The sequence below is a fragment of the Citricoccus nitrophenolicus genome (assembly GCF_047305825.1).
Classification (GTDB): Bacteria; Actinomycetota; Actinomycetes; order Actinomycetales; family Micrococcaceae; genus Citricoccus; species Citricoccus nitrophenolicus.
Genome location: NZ_CP063070.1, coordinates 1,142,003 through 1,158,959 on the forward strand (window position 1 = coordinate 1,142,003; position 16,957 = coordinate 1,158,959).

Genomic DNA, 16,957 nt, shown 5'->3' on the forward strand with positions numbered 1-16,957 from the left:
CCGCCTCCCAGCTTACCGGCTGACCTGAACCACCGTGGGCGTCACAGAGACGGGCGAGGGTGTCAGCCCTCGTTGGCGATCATGGTCTCGTAGCGGTAGAGCAGGGTGGCGACCTCGGCACGGGTGATGTGGCGGTCGGACCGGTAGGAACCATCCGAGTAGCCCACGGAGAGGCCCTCCGAGGCCAACCAGGTGATGGCCTGGTAGGCCGCATCACCGGTGGGCACGTCGGAGAACTCGGTCTGCTCCGGGCCCAGGTGCTCGGGGTCGACGGCCCGGTAGAGGAAGGACGCGAACTCCCCACGGGTCACCTCACGGGCGGGCTTGAACTGCCCATCCACGTAGCCCTGGCTGATCTCGTTGGCCTGGGCCCAGGCGATCGGCGCGTAGTGGGTGTGCTCACCGGCGACATCCGGGAACGGCTCGCCCTCGGGCGTGAACTCCGGGTCCAGATACCGGTAGACGAACGCCAGGGACTCACCCCGGGAGATCTCCCGGTCCTTGCCGAAGGAACCATCGCTGTACCCGTTGGTCAGACCCTGCTCCTGCATCCACCGCACCGGAGCGAAGTGCCGCGACCCCGGAGCATTGTCCGTGAAGTTCTCGGCCGGTGACTGCAGGTCGAACACGTCAGCGGCCGAGCCCAGGTCCAGGAACACCGTCTCGCCGGTGGCGTCCTCCACTCCGTCGTTGTCCGTGACCGCGAAGACGTCACCGCCGGTGGTGATGCCCAGGCCCTCGAGCTTCTCCTGGGTCCAGCCGTTGAGCGCCTGCAGCTCGGGCAGCACGTCCAGGGCCTCGGTCTTCTGCAGGACCTCGACCTCGTCGGCGGGGGCGTCCGTGGCGGCACCGGTCTCGGGGAGCTCCACGGTGAAGATCTTCTTCAGGGCGGCGTCCGGTCCGTTGAGCTTGTCTCGCTCGATGACGGCCAGGGTGCTCTCATCCACCGCGGTGATCTCGCTCAGGCCGATCCAGTCACCCTCCACGTCCGTGGACTCGAGCTCGTAGCCGAACCACTCCCAGGCGCCCTCGCCGCCGTTGGCGGCCGGGGTGAACTTGGCGATGCGGGCGAAGTCCTCGCCGGCCGCCTCCCGCTGGACCGCCGCGTAGAGCACCGCGTCCTCGCCGGTGCCGTACCCGGTCACGCCCTCGAAGCCCTGGCCGCCCAGGCCCGCCGCGATCTCGGCGGGCAGGTCCACAGCCTGCAGTTCCCTGCCCTCGGCGTCCACGTGGACCAGCTGGTTGCCCTCGGCGCCGTTCTCGCCCTCGGTCCCCTCCACGGCCAGCCAGAAGGTGCCGTCCCGGTCGGCCCAGAGGCCCTCCACGTCGTACCCCTTCTCCAGGATGAGCTCGGAGGTGATGGTGGCCGGGCCGCCGTCGTTGCCGGTGGTGGTGTCCACCGTGTAGATGCGGGACGGGGACAGGAAGTCGTCCGGGGCTGCGTAGAGCTTCTGGTCCTCGCCCGGCACACCGGACAGGGCCCCCAGAGCGGACCAGGTGATCGGCTGGCCGGCGGCCCCGGGCTCGTCAGCCGACTTCAGGGTGGGGGTCTGCGCCGGGCCCTCGCCCAGGCGGTACACCTGAACGGTGGCGCGGACGCCCACCTCGGCATCGTCCTCCTCCGAGGAGACGATCATGAGGTCCCGCTCCGGGATGGCCAACAGGCCCTCGGGGCCGTTGGTGGAGGGCATCAGCTGGGTGAACACCGGGTCGGCCGGGTCGTCGACGTTGTACACGGCCACGAAGTTGCCGCGCTCGGAGCCGACGAAGGCGTAGGTGGTGTCCCCGTAGGTCTCCACGGTCAGCCCCTCGGGCTCGGAACCCTTGTTCTCGGACCGGTGCTCGGGGTACTGGCCGTAGCGGTGGGCGAGGTTCTCGAAGGAGTTGCCGGCGTCCCACGCCACGCGGCCGAAGTCCTCAGACTCCGGATCGGCGTTGAAGACGGTCCAGCCGCGGCTGCCGCCCTTCCAGTCACCCTCGTTGGCGGTGGCCACGTGGTCATTGCCGATCCAGCCGATGGCGTCCGGCTCCCGCACGGCGTCGGTGATCGAACCGTCGAGGGAGAGGTTGCCGTCCTCGGCGGTGTCGATGCCGTCCACGGACACCGCCCCGGCGCTGAAGTGGTCCAGGATGGTGCCCTCGGCATCGAAGACCACCACGCCGTTGTTCTCCTGCAGGGTCAGGGCGGCCTTGGTGCCGTCCGGGGAGAACTTGATGTACTCGGGCTCCGGGTCCTCCGGGGTGTCCAGACCCTCGAGCCCGGTCAGGTCCGTGTAGAGGACGGCGTCCGCATCCAGGGACGTGATGTCCTCGCCGGAGAGGTCGATCACGGCCAGATCGCCGGGCGGCAGCTGCGGCAGTCCGCCGTCCACGTCCTCCCGGTCCTCGTCCCGCTGGTTCTCCATGGCGATCATGGCCGTGGATCCGTCCGGGGAGACGTCGATGGAGTCGGGCTGGCCCTTCAGCTGAACCCCGTGGATCAGCTCACGGGTCTGCGGATCCCAGAACTCGACCTTGCCGGCCGGGTCCTCGAAGTCCTCGGTCTGGTCCGTGACCACGATGATGTGGTCCTCGGTGGCATACACGGACGTCGGGGAGCCGTCGGTGGGCTTGAAGCCGTCCGCCGTCGGATCCTCCGGATCGGTGATGTCCACGAAGCCGATGCCGCCGGCCTCGGCGTCCGTGTGGATCACGGTGTTGCCGTCAGCGGTGACGGTGGAGATCTCCGCGACGGTGGCGGCGGAGAGGTCTGCGTTCTCGTCCGCGGCGAGCTGGTTCTCGTAGGCCGGGAGCGTGGCGAGGCGGTGGAACGCCTGGCCGTCGGCCGACTCGCCGGCGGGTACGGCGGGATCAGCAGCAGCCGGTGCGGCGAGGGCCGGGGCAGCGAGGGCGCCGGTCAGGACCGTGGAGAGGCCCAGTGCGACGGCAGCGGACAGGCGGCGAGGGGTTCTCATGTCGAGGGGATACCTTCCGGAGACGAAGCGTGACCTCCTCATGCAACCCCCCGCTCCCCCGGTTTCCGTGTCCTCCGGGAGTCACGCAGGTGAATTCTGGGGAACCGGGCCACGACGACGGCCCCGTCGCCGCAGTGGCCCGGGTTCAGCCCCTCCCCATCCGATTCCGCCGCTGGGCGTCCCGCGCGCGCAGGACCTGCGCCGTCAGGTGCGTCACGAGGCCGAGGCCGATGAGCCCGATGGCCGTCCACTGGAGCGGCAGGAGGGTCAGGGCACCACCGATCACTGCGAGGACGATGCCGAGAAGAAGGAGTCCCGTGCCGGTCAGCAGGGTGATGCGATAGGGCTTCGAGCCGTGGTCCCAGGGATTGAACACCCCTCTACGGTATCCCCGAACCGCTCCACCACGAGATCCGCCAGCTCCGCCGGCACCGGGCCGGAGGCGCCCAGCAGCGGCTCCGTGGTGGCCACGGCCCCGGCGCGCGCGGCCTCGGTGGCCAGCAGTGACTGGAAGTGTCCCGGGGCCAGCAGGTAGCTCACCACGATCACCGGACGCCCTGTGGAGGGAACGGTGGAGGGGACGGTGGAGCCGGCGAGCGCGGCGACGGCGGCGCCCACCCTGGGGTGCGCGGCCGAGAGGTAGGCGTCGGAGACGGGGGTGCCGAGCCGCCGGGCCAGGCGGCCGGCGACCGTCCTGCAGTCGGCGACGGCGCCGGCGTCGGTGGATCCGGCGGCCCCCAGCACCAACCGATGGTGGCCGCGGAGGAATCCGGCCTCCCGGGCACGGAGCGCCAGGAGGTCCACCAGACGGTCGTCCGGGCCCATCGTGTCTGCCACGGGGCTCCGGCCGGCGGCCGCCTGGGCCAGGTCCACCCGAACGTGGTAGCCGGCGGACAGCAGCAGGGGCACGACGACGGCCGGCCGGCCCTCCGGCAGGCCCGCCAGCACCTCCCCGGCCCGGGGCGACTGGACGTCCACGTGGCCAAGCCGGACCTCCGCAGAGGTCCGCCGGTCCACTGCCTCCGCGAGCGCGGCGATCCGGGCCTGGCCGGCCGGATCCGCAGTGCCGTGGGAGACCGCGACGAGCACGGGGTCGGTGGACGTGCCCGTGGCGTCCGTCATGCGGCGAGGACCTCGACGATCCGGTCCCGGACCCGCACCGGGAAGGATCGGATCCGCAGGTCGGGTTCCGTGAGGCACCGGCCCGTGGTCAGGTCATACACCTGCTTGTGCAGCGGGGAGGCGAGCGTGGGGCTGCCGTCCCGGGAACCGACGATCCCACGCGCCATCACGTAGGCCTGCGCGTGGGGGTCCCAGTGTGAGACCGCCATGACCTCGTCCGAGGGCAGGCGGATCAGGGCCACCTGTTCCCCGTGCACGAGGGCGGCCTCGGCGTAGAGCGGCTCGAGCTCATCGAGCCGGCAGACCGCAAGCCAGTCGGTGGCGGGCTGGGTGGCTGGTTCGGTGGCTGGTTTCGTGGCGGTGAGGGTCATGGCACCACGCTAGGTACGGGGTGTTTCCGCCGCGGTCCGGCTGTGTTTCGCCCGTGCAACGTTGTCCTCTCGCTCCCGGGGCCCGCCCTGGTGAGGGCCGCGTCATCAGGGCGTTACGCGGGCGTCATGGCGGGGAAACGGCCCGCCCCTAGCGTGGGAGGCCTACGACGCAAGGGGATGGGACCATGACGGCACAGTTGGACGGAACAGCCAGGCAGAGGATCGCGGTGGTCGGCGGCGGACCGGCCGCCCACCGGCTGGTGGAGGCCCTGCTGGCCCGCCGCGACGAGGTGCGGGTGACCGTGTTCGCCGAGGAGCCGTGGGCCCCCTACGACCGGGTGGCACTGTCCCGGAGGTTCACGGACCCTGAGGACGCGCTGCCCCTGGGACCACTGCCCCAGGGGGACGCCCGGCTCCAGGTACGCACCGGCTGCCAGGTCACCGGATTCGACCCCGTGGCCCGGACCCTCACCACCTCGGACCCCACTGGGGACGTCTCCACCGTCCCCTGGGACGAACTGGTCCTGGCCACCGGAAGCGACGCCGCCCGGCCCTCGATCCCCGGGGCCGAGGACATGATCGTGTACCGGACCATCGACGATGTGGACCGGTTGCGCGGGCAGGTGGCCGCCCTGGCCGGCCGTCTCGGGCGCGCACCCCGGGCCGCCGTGATCGGCGGAGGGCTGCTGGGTCTGGAGGCCGCGGGCGGGCTGCGCGTCCTCGGGGCCGAGGTCACCGTGGTGCACTCCCGGCCCTGGGTCATGAACGCCCAATTGGACGAGTTCGGCGGGCGCACCCTCAACCGGCTGCTGGACGGACAGGGTTACGTGCTGCGGCTCGGCGAGCGGCCCACCGCGCTGGAGCCGACCCCGGAGGGTTCGGTGCTTCGCTTCGGCTCCGGTGGGGATCTGGAGGTGGACCTCGTGGTGGCCGCCACCGGCATCACGCCACGGGACGAGCTCGGAGCCGGGGTCCTGGAGCGGGGGGCCCGTGGCGGGTTCGCGATCGACGACACCTGTGCCACCTCTGCCCCGCACATCTGGGCCATCGGCGAGGTCGCCAGCTTCCGGGACGAATGCATGGGGCTCGTGGCGCCCGCCAACACGATGGCCGAGGTGGTGGCGGACCGCCTGTGCGGCGGCACGGGGACGTTCCCGGGCTTCGACACCGCGGCCAAGCTCAAGCTCTCCGGGGTGGACGTCGCCAGCTTCGGCGACGGCTTCGCCCGCTCCCCCGGCGCCCTCGAGGTGGTCTATGCAGACCCCACCGGTGGCGTCTACCAGAAGCTCGTGGTCTCCGAGGACGCCCGGACCCTGCTCGGCGGGATCTTCGTGGGGGACGCCTCCCCGTACCCCTCGCTCCGGCCGCTGCTGGGCCGCGACCTGCCCGGGGAGGCCGGCGCGTTCCTCTCCGCAGCCGGCGGCGGCTCGCCCGTGGACGTGGACCTGCCGGACGAGGCGCAGATCTGCTCCTGCCGAGACGTCACGGCCGGTGCCCTGCGCCAGGCCGTGTGTGAGGGCTGCCCTGACCTGGGGGCTCTCAAGGCGTGCACCGGCGTCGGGACCCAATGCGGTTCCTGCCTTCCGGCGGCCCAGAAGGTCATGGAGCGGCAGATGGCAGAACTGGGGATGGAGGTCTCCACCGCCCTGTGCGAGCACTTCGCCCTCTCCCGCTCCGAGATGTTCGAGGCCGTCCGCAGCACCCGGCTGACCACGTTCAGCCAGATCATCTCCCGCTTCGGCACCCCGGCCGACCCCCAGACCAACCTCGGCTGTGACCTCTGCAAGCCCGTGGTGGCCTCCGTGTTGGCCACGCTGCACGGGGACTACATCCTCGGGGCGGACCGCGGCGGCCTCCAGGACACCAATGACCGGGCCCTGGCGAACATGCAGAAGGACGGCACCTATTCCGTGGTCCCCCGCATCCCGGCCGGTGAGATCACCCCGGACAAGCTCGCCGTGATCGCGGAGGTGGCCAGGGACTACGGCCTGTACACCAAGATCACCGGTGCGCAGCGCATCGACCTGTTCGGCGCCCGCCTGGAACAGCTGCCCGCGATCTGGGCCCGGCTCGTGGCTGCCGGGTTCGAGTCCGGCCAGGCCTACGGCAAGGCGCTGCGCAACGTGAAGTCCTGCGTGGGCTCCACGTGGTGCCGCTTCGGCGTGCAGGACTCCGTGGCCATGGCCATCACCCTGGAGGAGCGCTACCGGGGCCTGCGCAGCCCCCACAAGATGAAGTTCGGGGTCTCCGGCTGCGCCCGGGAGTGCGCGGAGGCCCGGGGCAAGGACATCGGGGTCATCGCCACCTCGGAGGGGTGGAACATGTACGTGGGCGGCAACGGGGGCGCGACCCCGGCCCACGCCCAGCTGCTGGCCAAGGACCTCGATGACGAGACGCTCCTGCGGTACATCGACCGCTACGTGGTCTACTACATCCGCACCGCCGAGCGCCTCCAGCGCACCGCCCGGTGGATGGAGGAGCTGCCCGGCGGGCTGAACCACGTGTATGACGTGGTGGTGGAGGACTCTCTGGGGATCGCCGAGGACCTGGAGCAGGTGGTGGCCGAGCACCTGCTGTCCTATCGGGACGAGTGGGCGGCGACCCTCGAGGACCCGGAGCGGCTGCGCCGATTCCGGGGTTTCGTGAACGCCCCGGACGAGCCGTCCGGCCACGACGGCCACGACGGTCCACCCGTGGTCGCCGGCCCGCGGATCCCGTTGCGGGGTGGGCTCTGATGGCGCCCGGAGGTGTGCTGGAACCGGGCAGTGTGGCCCTCGTGGGCGGCGGCCCCGGTGCCGCCGACCTCCTGACGGTGCGGGCACTGCGCCTGCTGGAGCAGGCCGACGCTGTGTACTACGACCGCCTGGCCCCCACCGATGAGCTGACCGGATGGGCCCCGCGGGCCCGGCTGGTGGACGTGGGCAAGCGCCCCGGCCACCACAGGGTGCCCCAGGATGAGATCAACCGCCTGATCGTGACCTCGGCGCTCGCCGGCCTCCGGGTGGTGCGGCTCAAGGGTGGCGACCCCTTCGTCTTCGGCCGGGGCAGCGAGGAGGCCCAGGCCTGCCGGGACGCCGGTGTCCCGGTCAGCGTGGTCCCCGGCATCACCTCGGCGGTCGCGGTGCCGGCGGCCGCGGGCATTCCCGTCACGGCCCGCGGGCTGAGCACGTCCTTCACCGTGATCACCGGGCATGACCCGCTCGGCGAGAGCGCACTGGCCGGGCTGGCGCAGCTGGGCGGCACCGCGGTGGTGCTGATGGGCGTCGGCACCCTCGGGCACACCGCCAGCGGACTGATCCGGCACGGCATGGCACCGGACACCCCGGTGGGCCTCGTGGAACGCGGCTGTACCCCAGAGCAACGGGTGTGCATCGCCCCCCTGGAGCAGATCCAGCTGGCCGCCGCCGTGGCGGGCCTGGCCTCCCCCGCCGTGCTGGTCATCGGCGAGGTGGTGCGGCTGGCCCCGGGAGCGGAGCAGCACCTGCGCGACCTGGTGCGCGGCGCATGAACGCCCCCGCGCCCCAGCTGCCCCAGACGCTCGCCGGGTTCCGCATCGGCGTGACCTCAGACCGGCGCAGCGAGGACCTGATCTCGGCCTTCGAGCGCCGCGGCGCCGCGGTGATGCACGCCCCGGCCCTGCGGATCGCGCCACTGACCGAGTCCGTCACCCTGCACCGGGACACGCGCCGGGTCATCGCCGCACTGCCGGACTACACCGTGATCACCACGGCCTACGGGATGCGGCGGTGGATGGAGGCCGCGGACGCCTACGGGTTCGGGCCCCAGCTGCACGAGGCCCTGGAGGCCTCCTCCATCCTGGTGCGCGGCCCCAAGGCCCGCGGGGCCGTGCTGGCCGCCGGGCTCCAGGACGTCGGGGCGCCGGGGGACGAGCGCACCGCCTCGCTCGTGGACCTGCTGCTGTCCCGGGACCTGTTCGGCCGGACCGTGGCGTTCCAGCTGCACGGGATGCTCGACCACCGGCAGATCGGGCGGCTGGAGAAGGCCGGGGCCCGAGTCCTGACGGTGATGCCCTACACGTGGGCGCGGCCCGCCGAGGACTCACCGCTGCTGCGGCTGGTGGACGCCGTGATCGAGCGCCAGTTGGACGTGCTGACCTTCACGGCGGCCCCCGCGGTGGAGGCCTTCCTGGCCGTGGCCCAACAGCACGGCCGGCTGGACCCACTGCTCGAGGCGCTGCGCACGGAGGTGGCGACGGCCGTCGTCGGGAAGGTCACCGCCGGCCCCCTGCATGAGGCCGGGCTGCAGCCGCTCATCCCCCAGCGGTGGCGCCTCGGCGCCATGATCCGCCTGGTGTGCGAACACCTGGAGCGGCAGCAGATCCTGCGGTTGACGACCCCGCACGGACCGCTGGAGATCCGCGGCTCCCAGGTCCACCTGCCGCGGCTCGGCGGGGAACCGGTGCGGCTGCCGCCCGGACCGCTGGCGCTGCTGCGCGAGCTGATCGATGCCGAGGGCGCCGTCCTGTCCCGGGAGCAGCTGCTCGGCTCGCTGCGCCACTGCGAGTCCGAGCATGCCCTCGAGATGCTCGTCTGGCGCCTGCGCAAGGCCCTTCCGGTGCCCGGTCTGGTCACCACGGTGGTCAAGCGGGGCTACCGGCTCGCTGTCTGACGGGCCCGTCCGCCAGGAGCTCGCTGATCCTCCCACGGCACGTCCCACAACCGGTCCCCGCACCACAGCGGCGCCCGACCTCATCCACCGTGGAGCTGTCCGCGGCGGCCTCCTCGACCTGCCCGCAGGTGGCCCCGGAGCACCGGCACAGCACGTCCTCCGGGCCCAACTCGCGGTCCCCGGCGGCGTGCTCCATGGCCAACAGGGCCGAGCGGTCCGCCACGGGCAGGGTCCCCGTGCCCGCATGCCGGGACAGCTCGGCCGCCGTCCGCGGCAGGCCGATGGCCACGAATCCCACCAGCCGCTCCCCCTCGGAGACGACGCGCAGGTACTGCCCTGCCGCGGGGTCCGCCCACGTGGAGACGTGCGGGCCTCGGGGGTCCCACGGGTCCAGCGAGGGGTCCACGGACGGGTCCCCCGCACAGGCCACGGACAGGCTGTGGGACTTCACGATGATCGGGTCCAGCCGGTGGCCCGGCCGCGCCGGAGGTGGGGCGGCCACGGGACGCCCGGCGGCATCGCGCTCCAGCGCCTCCGGGTGTCCGGCCTCGAGGCACAGGGCCAGCGCGGCGGCACGCGCCTGCTCCCAGCCCGGGCCGATCAGCCCGCTCGGCCGGGCTCCCAGCGGGGCCGCGCAGTCGCCGACGGCGAAGACCGAGGCATCCGCCGGGCACCGCCCGGTCCGGTCCACCACGATCCCACCCCGGGGAAGGGTGTCCAGTCCGGCTGCCACCGCCAGTTCGTCCCGGGCACGGATACCCGTACAGGCCACCAGCAGCGTCGCCGGGATCCTGCGCCCCTGCGTGGTGCGGAGGGCGGTGAGGTATGGGACGCCGTCCCGGTCCGTGGCCCGGTCCTGGGCCCGCGCGGCGACCACGAGCTCCTGGATCCCGCAGTCCGGACGGACCATCACGCCGGCGTCCACGAGCAGCCGGTGCAGCAGCCGGCCGGCGTCCGCGTCCAACTGGCGTCCCAGCGGTGTCCGGCCCCGGTGGAGCAGGCTGACCTCCGCGCCGACCTCGGCGAGCGCCAGGGCCGCCTCCACCCCCAGGACACCGCCGCCGAGCACCGCCACGGGTTCGCCGGCGCGAACGGCCTCGCGCAACCGGCGGGCCTCCTGCATCTGCCGCAGGGCGATGACGCCCTCCGGACGGGTGCCGGCCACAGCCGCCACGGAGATGCCGCGGCCCCTGGTCCCGGAGACCGGGAAGTCCGGGATGAACGCGCTGGCGCCGGTGGCCAGCACGAGCCGGTCGTAGCCAATCTCGGCGCCGCCGGCGAGCGTCACGATCCTCCGGCCCCGGTCCAGGGACACGACGGCGGCCCCGCACCGGATCTCGACGCCGTCCCGGTGGCCATCGGCCGGGTCGATCAGGGCCAGCTCCGCGCCGTCGATGCGCCCGCTGGCGACATCGCCCAGCCGGATCCGCTGGTAGGCCGGGAGGGGCTCCTCCCCCAGGACCGTGACCCGCGCGGCACCGGAGTCCAGTGCCGGCCGCAGCTCCTGCACGAGCCGGGCGGCCACGGGCCCGCCGCCCACGATGACGATCCGCAGTGGCCGCTCAGGCATCTTCGCCCACCCCCACGGGGTGCAGGTCCACCGGGGTGCTCTTGAACTCCGGCATCTGGCTCTGGGGGTCCAGCAGTCCCGCCGTGAGCCGGTTGGCCGCCCCGGCGCCCGCGAAGTGGAAGGGCATGAACACGGTGTCCGTGCGCAGGCCGGCGTCCAGGACCACCCGGGCCCGCGCGGACCCGGTGGCGCTGCGCAGTTCGGCCCGCCCTCCCTCGGCGAGTCCCCGCTGGGCTGCGGTGGCCGGGTGCACGCTGACCGTGGCCTCGGGGTGGACGTCCAACAGCTCCTCCACCCGGCGGGTCTGGGTCCCCGACTGGTAGTGCTCCATGAGCCGACCCGTGGTCAGGGTGAGTCCGTGGGTGGAGGCCGGCTGGGCCTCGCGGACGGTGATCGGCCCCAGGTGGGCCCGGCCGTCCGGGTGGGCGAAGCGATCGGTGAAGACGCGGGGTGTGCCCAGGACCGGTTCCCCGGTGGTGGTGGTCTCGGCGGCCGACTCTCGGGTCAGGGGCTCCGTGAGCGGCTCCGCCAACGACTCCCTCAACGGCCAGTATGCCGCCACCTCGGAGCAACGGTCCCAGTCCAGCCCCGAGTAGTCGGCTCGGCCGCCCGCGGTGACACGGCGGATCTCCGCGAAGACCTCCTCCGGCTGCTCGGCCAGTGGGACGGTGCTGCCCAGCCGCCGGGCCAGCTCGGCCAGGACCCAGAGCTCGGACCGCGCCCCGGCCGGCCCGGTGACGGCCCGGCGGCGGCGCAGGACGCGTCCCTCGAGGTTGGTCATGGTGCCGTCCTCCTCCGCCCACTGCAGCACGGGCAGCACCACGTCCGCCATCGCGGCCGTCTCGGAGCGGAAGAAGTCGCAGACCACCAGCAGGTCCAGGGCCCGCAGCCGCTGCTCCACGTGCAGGACGTCCGGGGCGGAGACCACCACGTTGGCCCCGTGCACCAGCAGCGCCTTGACGCCCCGGTCCGTCCCGAGGGTGTGCAGCAGCTGGGTGGCGGGCACCCCGGCACCGGGCAGGGCCTCGGCCGTGGTGCCCCACCGTCCGGCGACCGTCTCGCGGTCGGCGGGATCGGTGATGGAGCGCAGCCCCGGCAGCTGGTCCGCCTTCTGCCCCATCTCCCGGCCGCCCTGGCCGTTGCCCTGGCCCGTGATGGTGCCGTAGCCGCCGTGGCCGGTGCCCGGCAGCCCGAGCAGCAGGGCCAGGCTGATGGCCGCCTTCGCCGTGTCCGTGCCGTCCCGGTGCTGCTCCACGCCCCGGCCCGTGAGGATGACCACGGGGTCCCCGCCAGCCTTCGCGGCGCGGGCGGCCGCGGCCAGATGCCTCGCCAGCCAGCGGATCCGGAGCGCCGAGACCCCGCAGACGGCCTGGGCCCGCTCGGGCCACCAGTCCGCCACACTGCGGCGGAAGTCCTCGAGGCCCGTGGTCCGCCGGCCCAGGTAGCGCTCGTCCGCCAGCCCCTCCGCCAGCAGTACGTGCGCGAGGGACAGCAGCAGGGGCAGGTCTCCTCCAGAGGCCGGGGCGATGTGGTGGCCGGCGCCGCCGTCGGTGAGCTGGGCGGTGTTCGAGCGGCGGGGGTCCACCACGATCAGTCCACCGAGGTCACGGGCCCTCTGCAGGTGCTGGACGAAGGGGGGCATGGTGTCCGCCACGTTGGAGCCGAACAGCACCACCGTGCAGGCCTCGTCCAGGTCGGTGAGCGGGAAGGGGAGCCCCCGGTCCAGTCCGAAGACCTCGGTGGCGGCCTTGGCCGCGGACGCCATGCAGAAGCGGCCGTTGTAGTCGATCCGCGAGGTGCGCAGGGCCGTCCGGGCGAACTTGCCCAGGGTGTAGGCCTTCTCGTTCGTCAGCGAGCCCGAGCCGAAGACCCCGACGGCGTCCGGCCCGTGCCGCCGTTGCAGTGCGGTGATGCGGGAGGCCACCAGGTCCAGCGCCTCGTCCCAGGAGGTCTCCCGCAGGTCCGACTCCCGGCTGTCCCTGATCAGCGGGGCCGTCAGGCGGTCGGGCCGGTTCCCCAGCAGTTGGGCGGCCGTGGCGCCCTTGCGGCAGAGCCGGCCCCGGTTGGTCGGGAACCAGGCCCCGGCCACGCTGACGGTGGGCGCGGTGCCGGCCGGGCCGTCGTCGTCCACCGAGAGCGTCATGGCGCACTGCAGGGCGCAGTAGGGGCAGTGGGTGCGGGTCTCAGACATCTGCGCGGGCCAGCCTCGAGCCGGGGCGGCGGTAGACCGCGAGGGTGAAGACGGCCAGCACCAGGTAGATCGAGGCGAGGCACCAGAAGGCGGCGTCGAAGGAGCCGTTGGCCTCGTGAGAGGCCCGCAGCACCTGCGGGATCATGAACCCGCCGAACCCGCCGAGGGCGCCGATGAGTCCGAGCGCGGCCGAGGACTTGCGCTCGTGGCCCACCGGATCGTCAGCCGCAACGGTCAGCCGGAACACCAGGGGGATCATCCGGTAGCTGGACCCGTTGGCCAGGCCGGTCAGGGTGAACAGGGCCAGGAACAGCCCGAGGTAGAGCCAGAAGTTCTGCCACGGCAGGGTCAGGACCACGGCGGCGGTGACGGCGGCCATGGCCACGAAGCAGGCCACGGTCACCCGCGCCCCGCCGCTGCGGTCCGCCAGCGACCCACCGAAGGGCCGGGCCAGCGAGCCGACCAGGGGCCCCAGGAAGGCCATGGAGATGGCTGCACCCCAGAGTTCGAGGCTGGAGAACGCGGGGAACATGAGGGAGATCAGGGTCGGGAACACCGAGCCGAACCCCATGAAGGAGCCGAAGGTGCCCACGTAGATCGCGGCGATGAGCCACAGGTGGGGCTCACGCAGGGCCGAGAGCGAACCGGAGAGGTCATTGCGGGCGTGGGAGAGGTTGTGCATGGACCGGTGCGCGCCCCAGGCTGCCAGGAGGATCAGCGGGATCCAGATGAGCCCGGCCATGGGCAGGTTCGGGCCGAAGGTGCCGAAGGCCAGCACGGTCACGGCCAGGGGGACGAGGAACTGGGCCACGGCCACCCCGAGGTTTCCGCCCGCCGCGTTGAGCCCCAGGGCCGCGCCCTTCTCCCGGGCCGGGAAGAAGAAGGTGATGTTGGCCATGGAGCTGGCGAAGTTGCCCCCGCCGAATCCCGCGGTGGCGGCCACCACGAAGAGTATCCAGGTGGGCGTGCCGGGGTTCGAGAGCGCGATCGCCAGCGCCACCGTCGGGATCAGGAGCAGCAGCGCGGAGATGACGGTCCAGTTGCGTCCGCCGAAGAGGGCCACGGTGAAGCTGTAGGGCACCCGCAGCACGGCTCCCACGAGCGGGGGTAGGGACACCAGCCAGAACTGCTCGGAGGTCGTGAGCTCGAACCCGGCCGCCGGGAGGAAGACCACCGTGACGGACCACAGCTGCCAGACGGCGAAGCCGAGGAACTCGCAGAACACGGACCAGTAGAGGTTCCGCCGGGCCGCCGGCCGGCCGGGGCCCTGCCAGAAGTCCCGGTCCTCCGGCTGCCAGTTCGTGACCCACCGGCCCGGACCGACGACCAGGCGATCGGTGGGCGGGGCGGCGCCGGGGTGCTCGGTGTCGGTGGTGGAAGTCTGGGCTGCGGTCAACGCCATGGCTGGTCCCTCTCGGCTCGCGGTTGACCGCCACGATGCCAAGGGGGTGTTTCCGCGGCGCTCGCCTCGGATTTCCGCGAGGGAAAAGGTTTCTCACCACGTCGCCAAGGGCCGGTGAGGTGGGAACGGGGATGAACCCCGGAGACGAAGGCGGGGACGAAGGCGGGGACGAAAGCAGAGACGAAAGCAGAGACGAAAAAGGACCCGGCCCCACGGGGGTCCAGGTCCGTTTCCGTAGCGGCGGGGGGACTCGATCCCCCGACCTCACGATTATGAGTCGTGCGCTCTAACCAGCTGAGCTACGCCGCCATGAGATGAGTATGCCCGTGCCGCGACATCTCGCAACGCACGGGCTCTCATTCAGAGCCCCGACCGGGAATCGATCCCGGGACCTCAGTCTTACCAAGACTGCGCTCTACCACTGAGCTATCGGGGCAACGACGTGAAACTCTACCAGCGATTCCGGTCCAGATGAAATCGAGGCGGCTCCACGCCATTCAGCCGGTCGGGGCCGGCCGGGAACCGGTCAGGAACCGGTCAGGACTGGTCAGTAACGCTCACGCGAGGGCTTCTCGAAGGACCGCTTGCCGCCGCCCTTGCCGCCCTTGAAACCGCCGGATCCGCCCTTGAAGCCGCCGCTCTTGCCCTGGTGGCCGCCACCACCGGAGCGGAAGGGCTTGCCCTCGCGCTCGGTGCGGGTCGGGCGTCCGGTGTCCTTCTGGATGTCGATCGGCCGGCCGTTGATGGTGGTGTTCCCCAGGGCGTTCCACTGCTGGCCGGACAGGTCCGCCGGCAGCTCCACGAGGGAGTGATTGGAGCGGATGTCGATGTGGCCGATCTGGCTCGACTTCAGTCCGGCCTCGTTGGCCAGGGCACCCACGATGTTGCCCGGCTGCACGCGGTCCTGGCGCCCCAGGGAGATCCGGTAGGTGGCGTTGCCCTCGGCAGGGCCGCGCTGCGGTCCGCGGGAGCCTCGGCCGTCCCGCTCGGAGCGGTCGTCACGGTTGCCCCGGTCCATGCGCATCGGCGGCATGTCCTGCTCCTCGGTGAGCAGCGGACGGCCACCCTGGGCCATCTTGGCCAGGGCAGCGGCCACGTCCTCGGCGTTGACCTCGTTCTCGGCCACGTAGGAGTCGATCAGCTCACGGAAGACGTCGAGGTCTCCCTGGGAGAGGGTCTCGGTGATCTGCGTGCTGAACCGGCCCATGCGGGTCTTGTTGACATCCGAGACGGAGGGCATCGGCATCTGTTCCACGGTCTGGCGGGTGGCCTTCTCGATGGCGCGCAGCAGGTACTTCTCCCGCGGCGTCATGAACAACACGGCGTTGCCCGAGCGGCCGGCGCGGCCGGTGCGGCCGATCCGGTGGACGTAGCCCTCCGTGTCATGCGGGATGTCGTAGTTGAAGACGTGGCTGATGCGCTCCACGTCCAGGCCGCGGGCGGCCACGTCGGTGGCCACCAGGATGTCCACGCGACCGGCACGCAGGTTGTCCACGGTCTTCTCGCGCTGGTTCTGCGCGATGTCCCCGGAGATCGCGGCGGCACGGAAGCCCCGGGCGTTGAGCTTGGTGGTGAGCTCCTCGGTGGCGTTGCGGGTACGGACGAAGGCGATCACGCCGTCGTGCTCCTCGGTCTCGAGGATGCGGGTCATCGCCTCGAGCTTCCACTGGTGGGTGACCTGCATGTAGCGCTGGCGGATGTTGCCACCCGTGGTGTTCTTGGCGGCCACGGAGACCTCAACGGGGTTGTTGAGGTACTTGCCGGAGATGCGCTGGATGGCACGCGGCATGGTGGCGGAGAACAGCGCCGTCTGCTTGCCTTCCGGGGTGGCGGCCAGGATCTGGTCCACTTCCTCGGCGAAGCCCATGCGGAGCATCTCGTCAGCCTCGTCCAGGACCATGTACTGCAGGTCGGACAGGTCCAGGGAGCCCTTGGACAGATGGTCGATGACACGGCCGGGGGTGCCCACCACCACCTGGGCTCCGCGGCGCAGCCCGGAGAGCTGCGGCCCATACGGGGCACCGCCGTACACCGGGAGCACGGTGACGCCCTTGATGTGCTTGGCGTAGGAGGTGAAGGCCTCGGCCACCTGGAGGGCCAGCTCGCGGGTCGGCGCCAGCACCAGGATCTGGGGGGACGACGCCGGCCCGGAGACGTCCGCGATCTCGGCCAGCCGGGACAGGGCCGGGATGGCGAACGCGGCGGTCTTGCCGGTGCCGGTCTGGGCCAGGCCCACCACATCGCGGCCGCCCAGCAGCAGCGGGATGGTCTCGGCCTGGATCGGGGACGGGGTCTCATAGCCGAGGTCGGAGACGGCGGCGAGGACGCGGCCGTCGATGCCGAGTTCGGTGAACGCGGGGACGTCGGGGGTGACGGCGGCCTCGGTGGTGTCGGGGGCGTCGGTCTGGGCGTGTTCAGTCACGGTGATTCCTCACGGGGTCAGTGATCGCGGCCGGTTGGGTGCCGCAACGCATCGGATTGTTACTCTCCGGTGCTCCCCGTGGCGTGGTCCAACATCACGCCCGTTCCATTTCTCCTGGCGGCCCCCGCCCTGCCGGTTCCGATGGCGGCCCGGCCGCACGGGCGGCACAGCTCAACAACGGAGGAACGGAAGGGGTTTCGGGGCCGGCCGCCCGCGATGCCGACACTCTGCCGGAAACGGGCCACACAACTGCATACACATACAGGGGATCTGACCGGAATGGTGCAGTCAGTCTA

General features: G+C 72.1%; 11 protein-coding genes and 2 tRNA genes. 3 read left to right on the forward strand and 10 right to left on the reverse strand.

Annotation, left to right across the window (positions count from 1 at the left end; all coding sequences use genetic code 11):
* Positions 1-62: 62 nt before the first annotated feature.
* From IMT31_RS05275 to nirD, 4 genes are all read right to left on the reverse strand, one after another.
* Complete coding sequence (locus IMT31_RS05275) at positions 63-2,954, reverse strand: esterase-like activity of phytase family protein (RefSeq protein ID WP_413544009.1); 2,892 nt, start codon at positions 2,952-2,954, stop codon at positions 63-65.
* Between the two features lie 145 nt (positions 2,955-3,099).
* On the reverse strand, positions 3,100-3,330 hold the full coding sequence (locus tag IMT31_RS05280; RefSeq protein WP_345360540.1) for a hypothetical protein: 231 nt from the start codon (positions 3,328-3,330) through the stop codon (positions 3,100-3,102).
* Positions 3,279-4,076: a sirohydrochlorin chelatase gene (locus IMT31_RS05285; RefSeq protein WP_413544010.1), complete on the reverse strand. Its 798-nt coding sequence runs from the start codon at positions 4,074-4,076 to the stop codon at positions 3,279-3,281. Before IMT31_RS05285 ends, IMT31_RS05280 begins: the two co-directional genes overlap by 52 nt.
* Positions 4,073-4,447: a nitrite reductase small subunit NirD gene (nirD, locus tag IMT31_RS05290; protein ID WP_413544011.1), complete on the reverse strand. Its 375-nt coding sequence runs from the start codon at positions 4,445-4,447 to the stop codon at positions 4,073-4,075. The genes IMT31_RS05285 and nirD overlap by 4 nt, the downstream gene beginning before the upstream one ends.
* Positions 4,448-4,632: 185 nt before the next feature.
* Here nirD and nirB point away from each other — a divergent pair, with 185 nt between their 5' ends.
* From nirB to IMT31_RS05305, 3 genes are read left to right on the forward strand one after another with little or no spacing between them, the layout of a single operon-like run.
* Positions 4,633-7,182 (forward strand): nitrite reductase large subunit NirB, encoded by a 2,550-nt coding sequence (gene nirB, locus IMT31_RS05295; RefSeq protein WP_413544012.1) that lies wholly within the window; start codon positions 4,633-4,635, stop codon positions 7,180-7,182.
* Positions 7,182-7,955, forward strand: a complete 774-nt coding sequence (gene cobA, locus IMT31_RS05300; RefSeq protein WP_345360527.1) for a uroporphyrinogen-III C-methyltransferase — start codon at positions 7,182-7,184, stop codon at positions 7,953-7,955. The genes nirB and cobA overlap by 1 nt, the downstream gene beginning before the upstream one ends.
* Positions 7,952-9,076, forward strand: coding sequence for a uroporphyrinogen-III synthase (locus IMT31_RS05305; protein ID WP_413544013.1), 1,125 nt, complete (start codon positions 7,952-7,954; stop codon positions 9,074-9,076). The genes cobA and IMT31_RS05305 overlap by 4 nt, the downstream gene beginning before the upstream one ends.
* Here IMT31_RS05305 and IMT31_RS05310 read toward each other — a convergent pair.
* The 6 genes from IMT31_RS05310 to IMT31_RS05335 all read right to left on the reverse strand — a co-directional run bounded on the left by IMT31_RS05310 (position 9,048) and on the right by IMT31_RS05335 (position 16,661).
* Positions 9,048-10,646, reverse strand: a complete 1,599-nt coding sequence (locus tag IMT31_RS05310) for an FAD-dependent oxidoreductase (RefSeq protein ID WP_413544014.1) — start codon at positions 10,644-10,646, stop codon at positions 9,048-9,050. The genes IMT31_RS05305 and IMT31_RS05310 overlap by 29 nt on opposite strands.
* Positions 10,639-12,837 carry a molybdopterin oxidoreductase family protein gene (locus IMT31_RS05315; RefSeq protein WP_345360518.1) on the reverse strand — a complete coding sequence of 733 codons (2,199 nt, stop codon included), beginning with the start codon at positions 12,835-12,837 and terminating at the stop codon, positions 10,639-10,641. The genes IMT31_RS05310 and IMT31_RS05315 overlap by 8 nt, the downstream gene beginning before the upstream one ends.
* Positions 12,830-14,239 (reverse strand): MFS transporter, encoded by a 1,410-nt coding sequence (locus IMT31_RS05320; RefSeq protein ID WP_413544015.1) that lies wholly within the window; start codon positions 14,237-14,239, stop codon positions 12,830-12,832. Before IMT31_RS05320 ends, IMT31_RS05315 begins: the two co-directional genes overlap by 8 nt.
* Before the next feature lie 235 nt (positions 14,240-14,474).
* Positions 14,475-14,548, reverse strand: a tRNA-Met gene (locus IMT31_RS05325).
* A 55-nt stretch (positions 14,549-14,603) separates the two neighbouring features.
* Positions 14,604-14,675: transfer RNA gene (locus IMT31_RS05330), tRNA-Thr, on the reverse strand.
* A gap of 111 nt (positions 14,676-14,786) precedes the next feature.
* Entirely contained in the window at positions 14,787-16,661 is a 1,875-nt protein-coding gene (locus tag IMT31_RS05335; protein ID WP_413544016.1) for a DEAD/DEAH box helicase, read from the reverse strand.
* Positions 16,662-16,957 lie beyond the last annotated feature (296 nt).

Coding starts and splice junctions, on each gene's coding strand:
- IMT31_RS05275 (WP_413544009.1), bottom strand. CDS start 2,954: ATGAGAACCCCTCGCCGCCTGTCCGCTGCCGTCGCACTGGGCCTCTCC.
- IMT31_RS05285 (WP_413544010.1), bottom strand. CDS start 4,076: ATGACGGACGCCACGGGCACGTCCACCGACCCCGTGCTCGTCGCGGTC.
- nirD (WP_413544011.1), bottom strand. CDS start 4,447: ATGACCCTCACCGCCACGAAACCAGCCACCGAACCAGCCACCCAGCCC.
- nirB (WP_413544012.1), top strand. CDS start 4,633: ATGACGGCACAGTTGGACGGAACAGCCAGGCAGAGGATCGCGGTGGTC.
- cobA (WP_345360527.1), top strand. CDS start 7,182: ATGGCGCCCGGAGGTGTGCTGGAACCGGGCAGTGTGGCCCTCGTGGGC.
- IMT31_RS05305 (WP_413544013.1), top strand. CDS start 7,952: ATGAACGCCCCCGCGCCCCAGCTGCCCCAGACGCTCGCCGGGTTCCGC.
- IMT31_RS05310 (WP_413544014.1), bottom strand. CDS start 10,646: ATGCCTGAGCGGCCACTGCGGATCGTCATCGTGGGCGGCGGGCCCGTG.
- IMT31_RS05315 (WP_345360518.1), bottom strand. CDS start 12,837: ATGTCTGAGACCCGCACCCACTGCCCCTACTGCGCCCTGCAGTGCGCC.
- IMT31_RS05320 (WP_413544015.1), bottom strand. CDS start 14,239: ATGGCGTTGACCGCAGCCCAGACTTCCACCACCGACACCGAGCACCCC.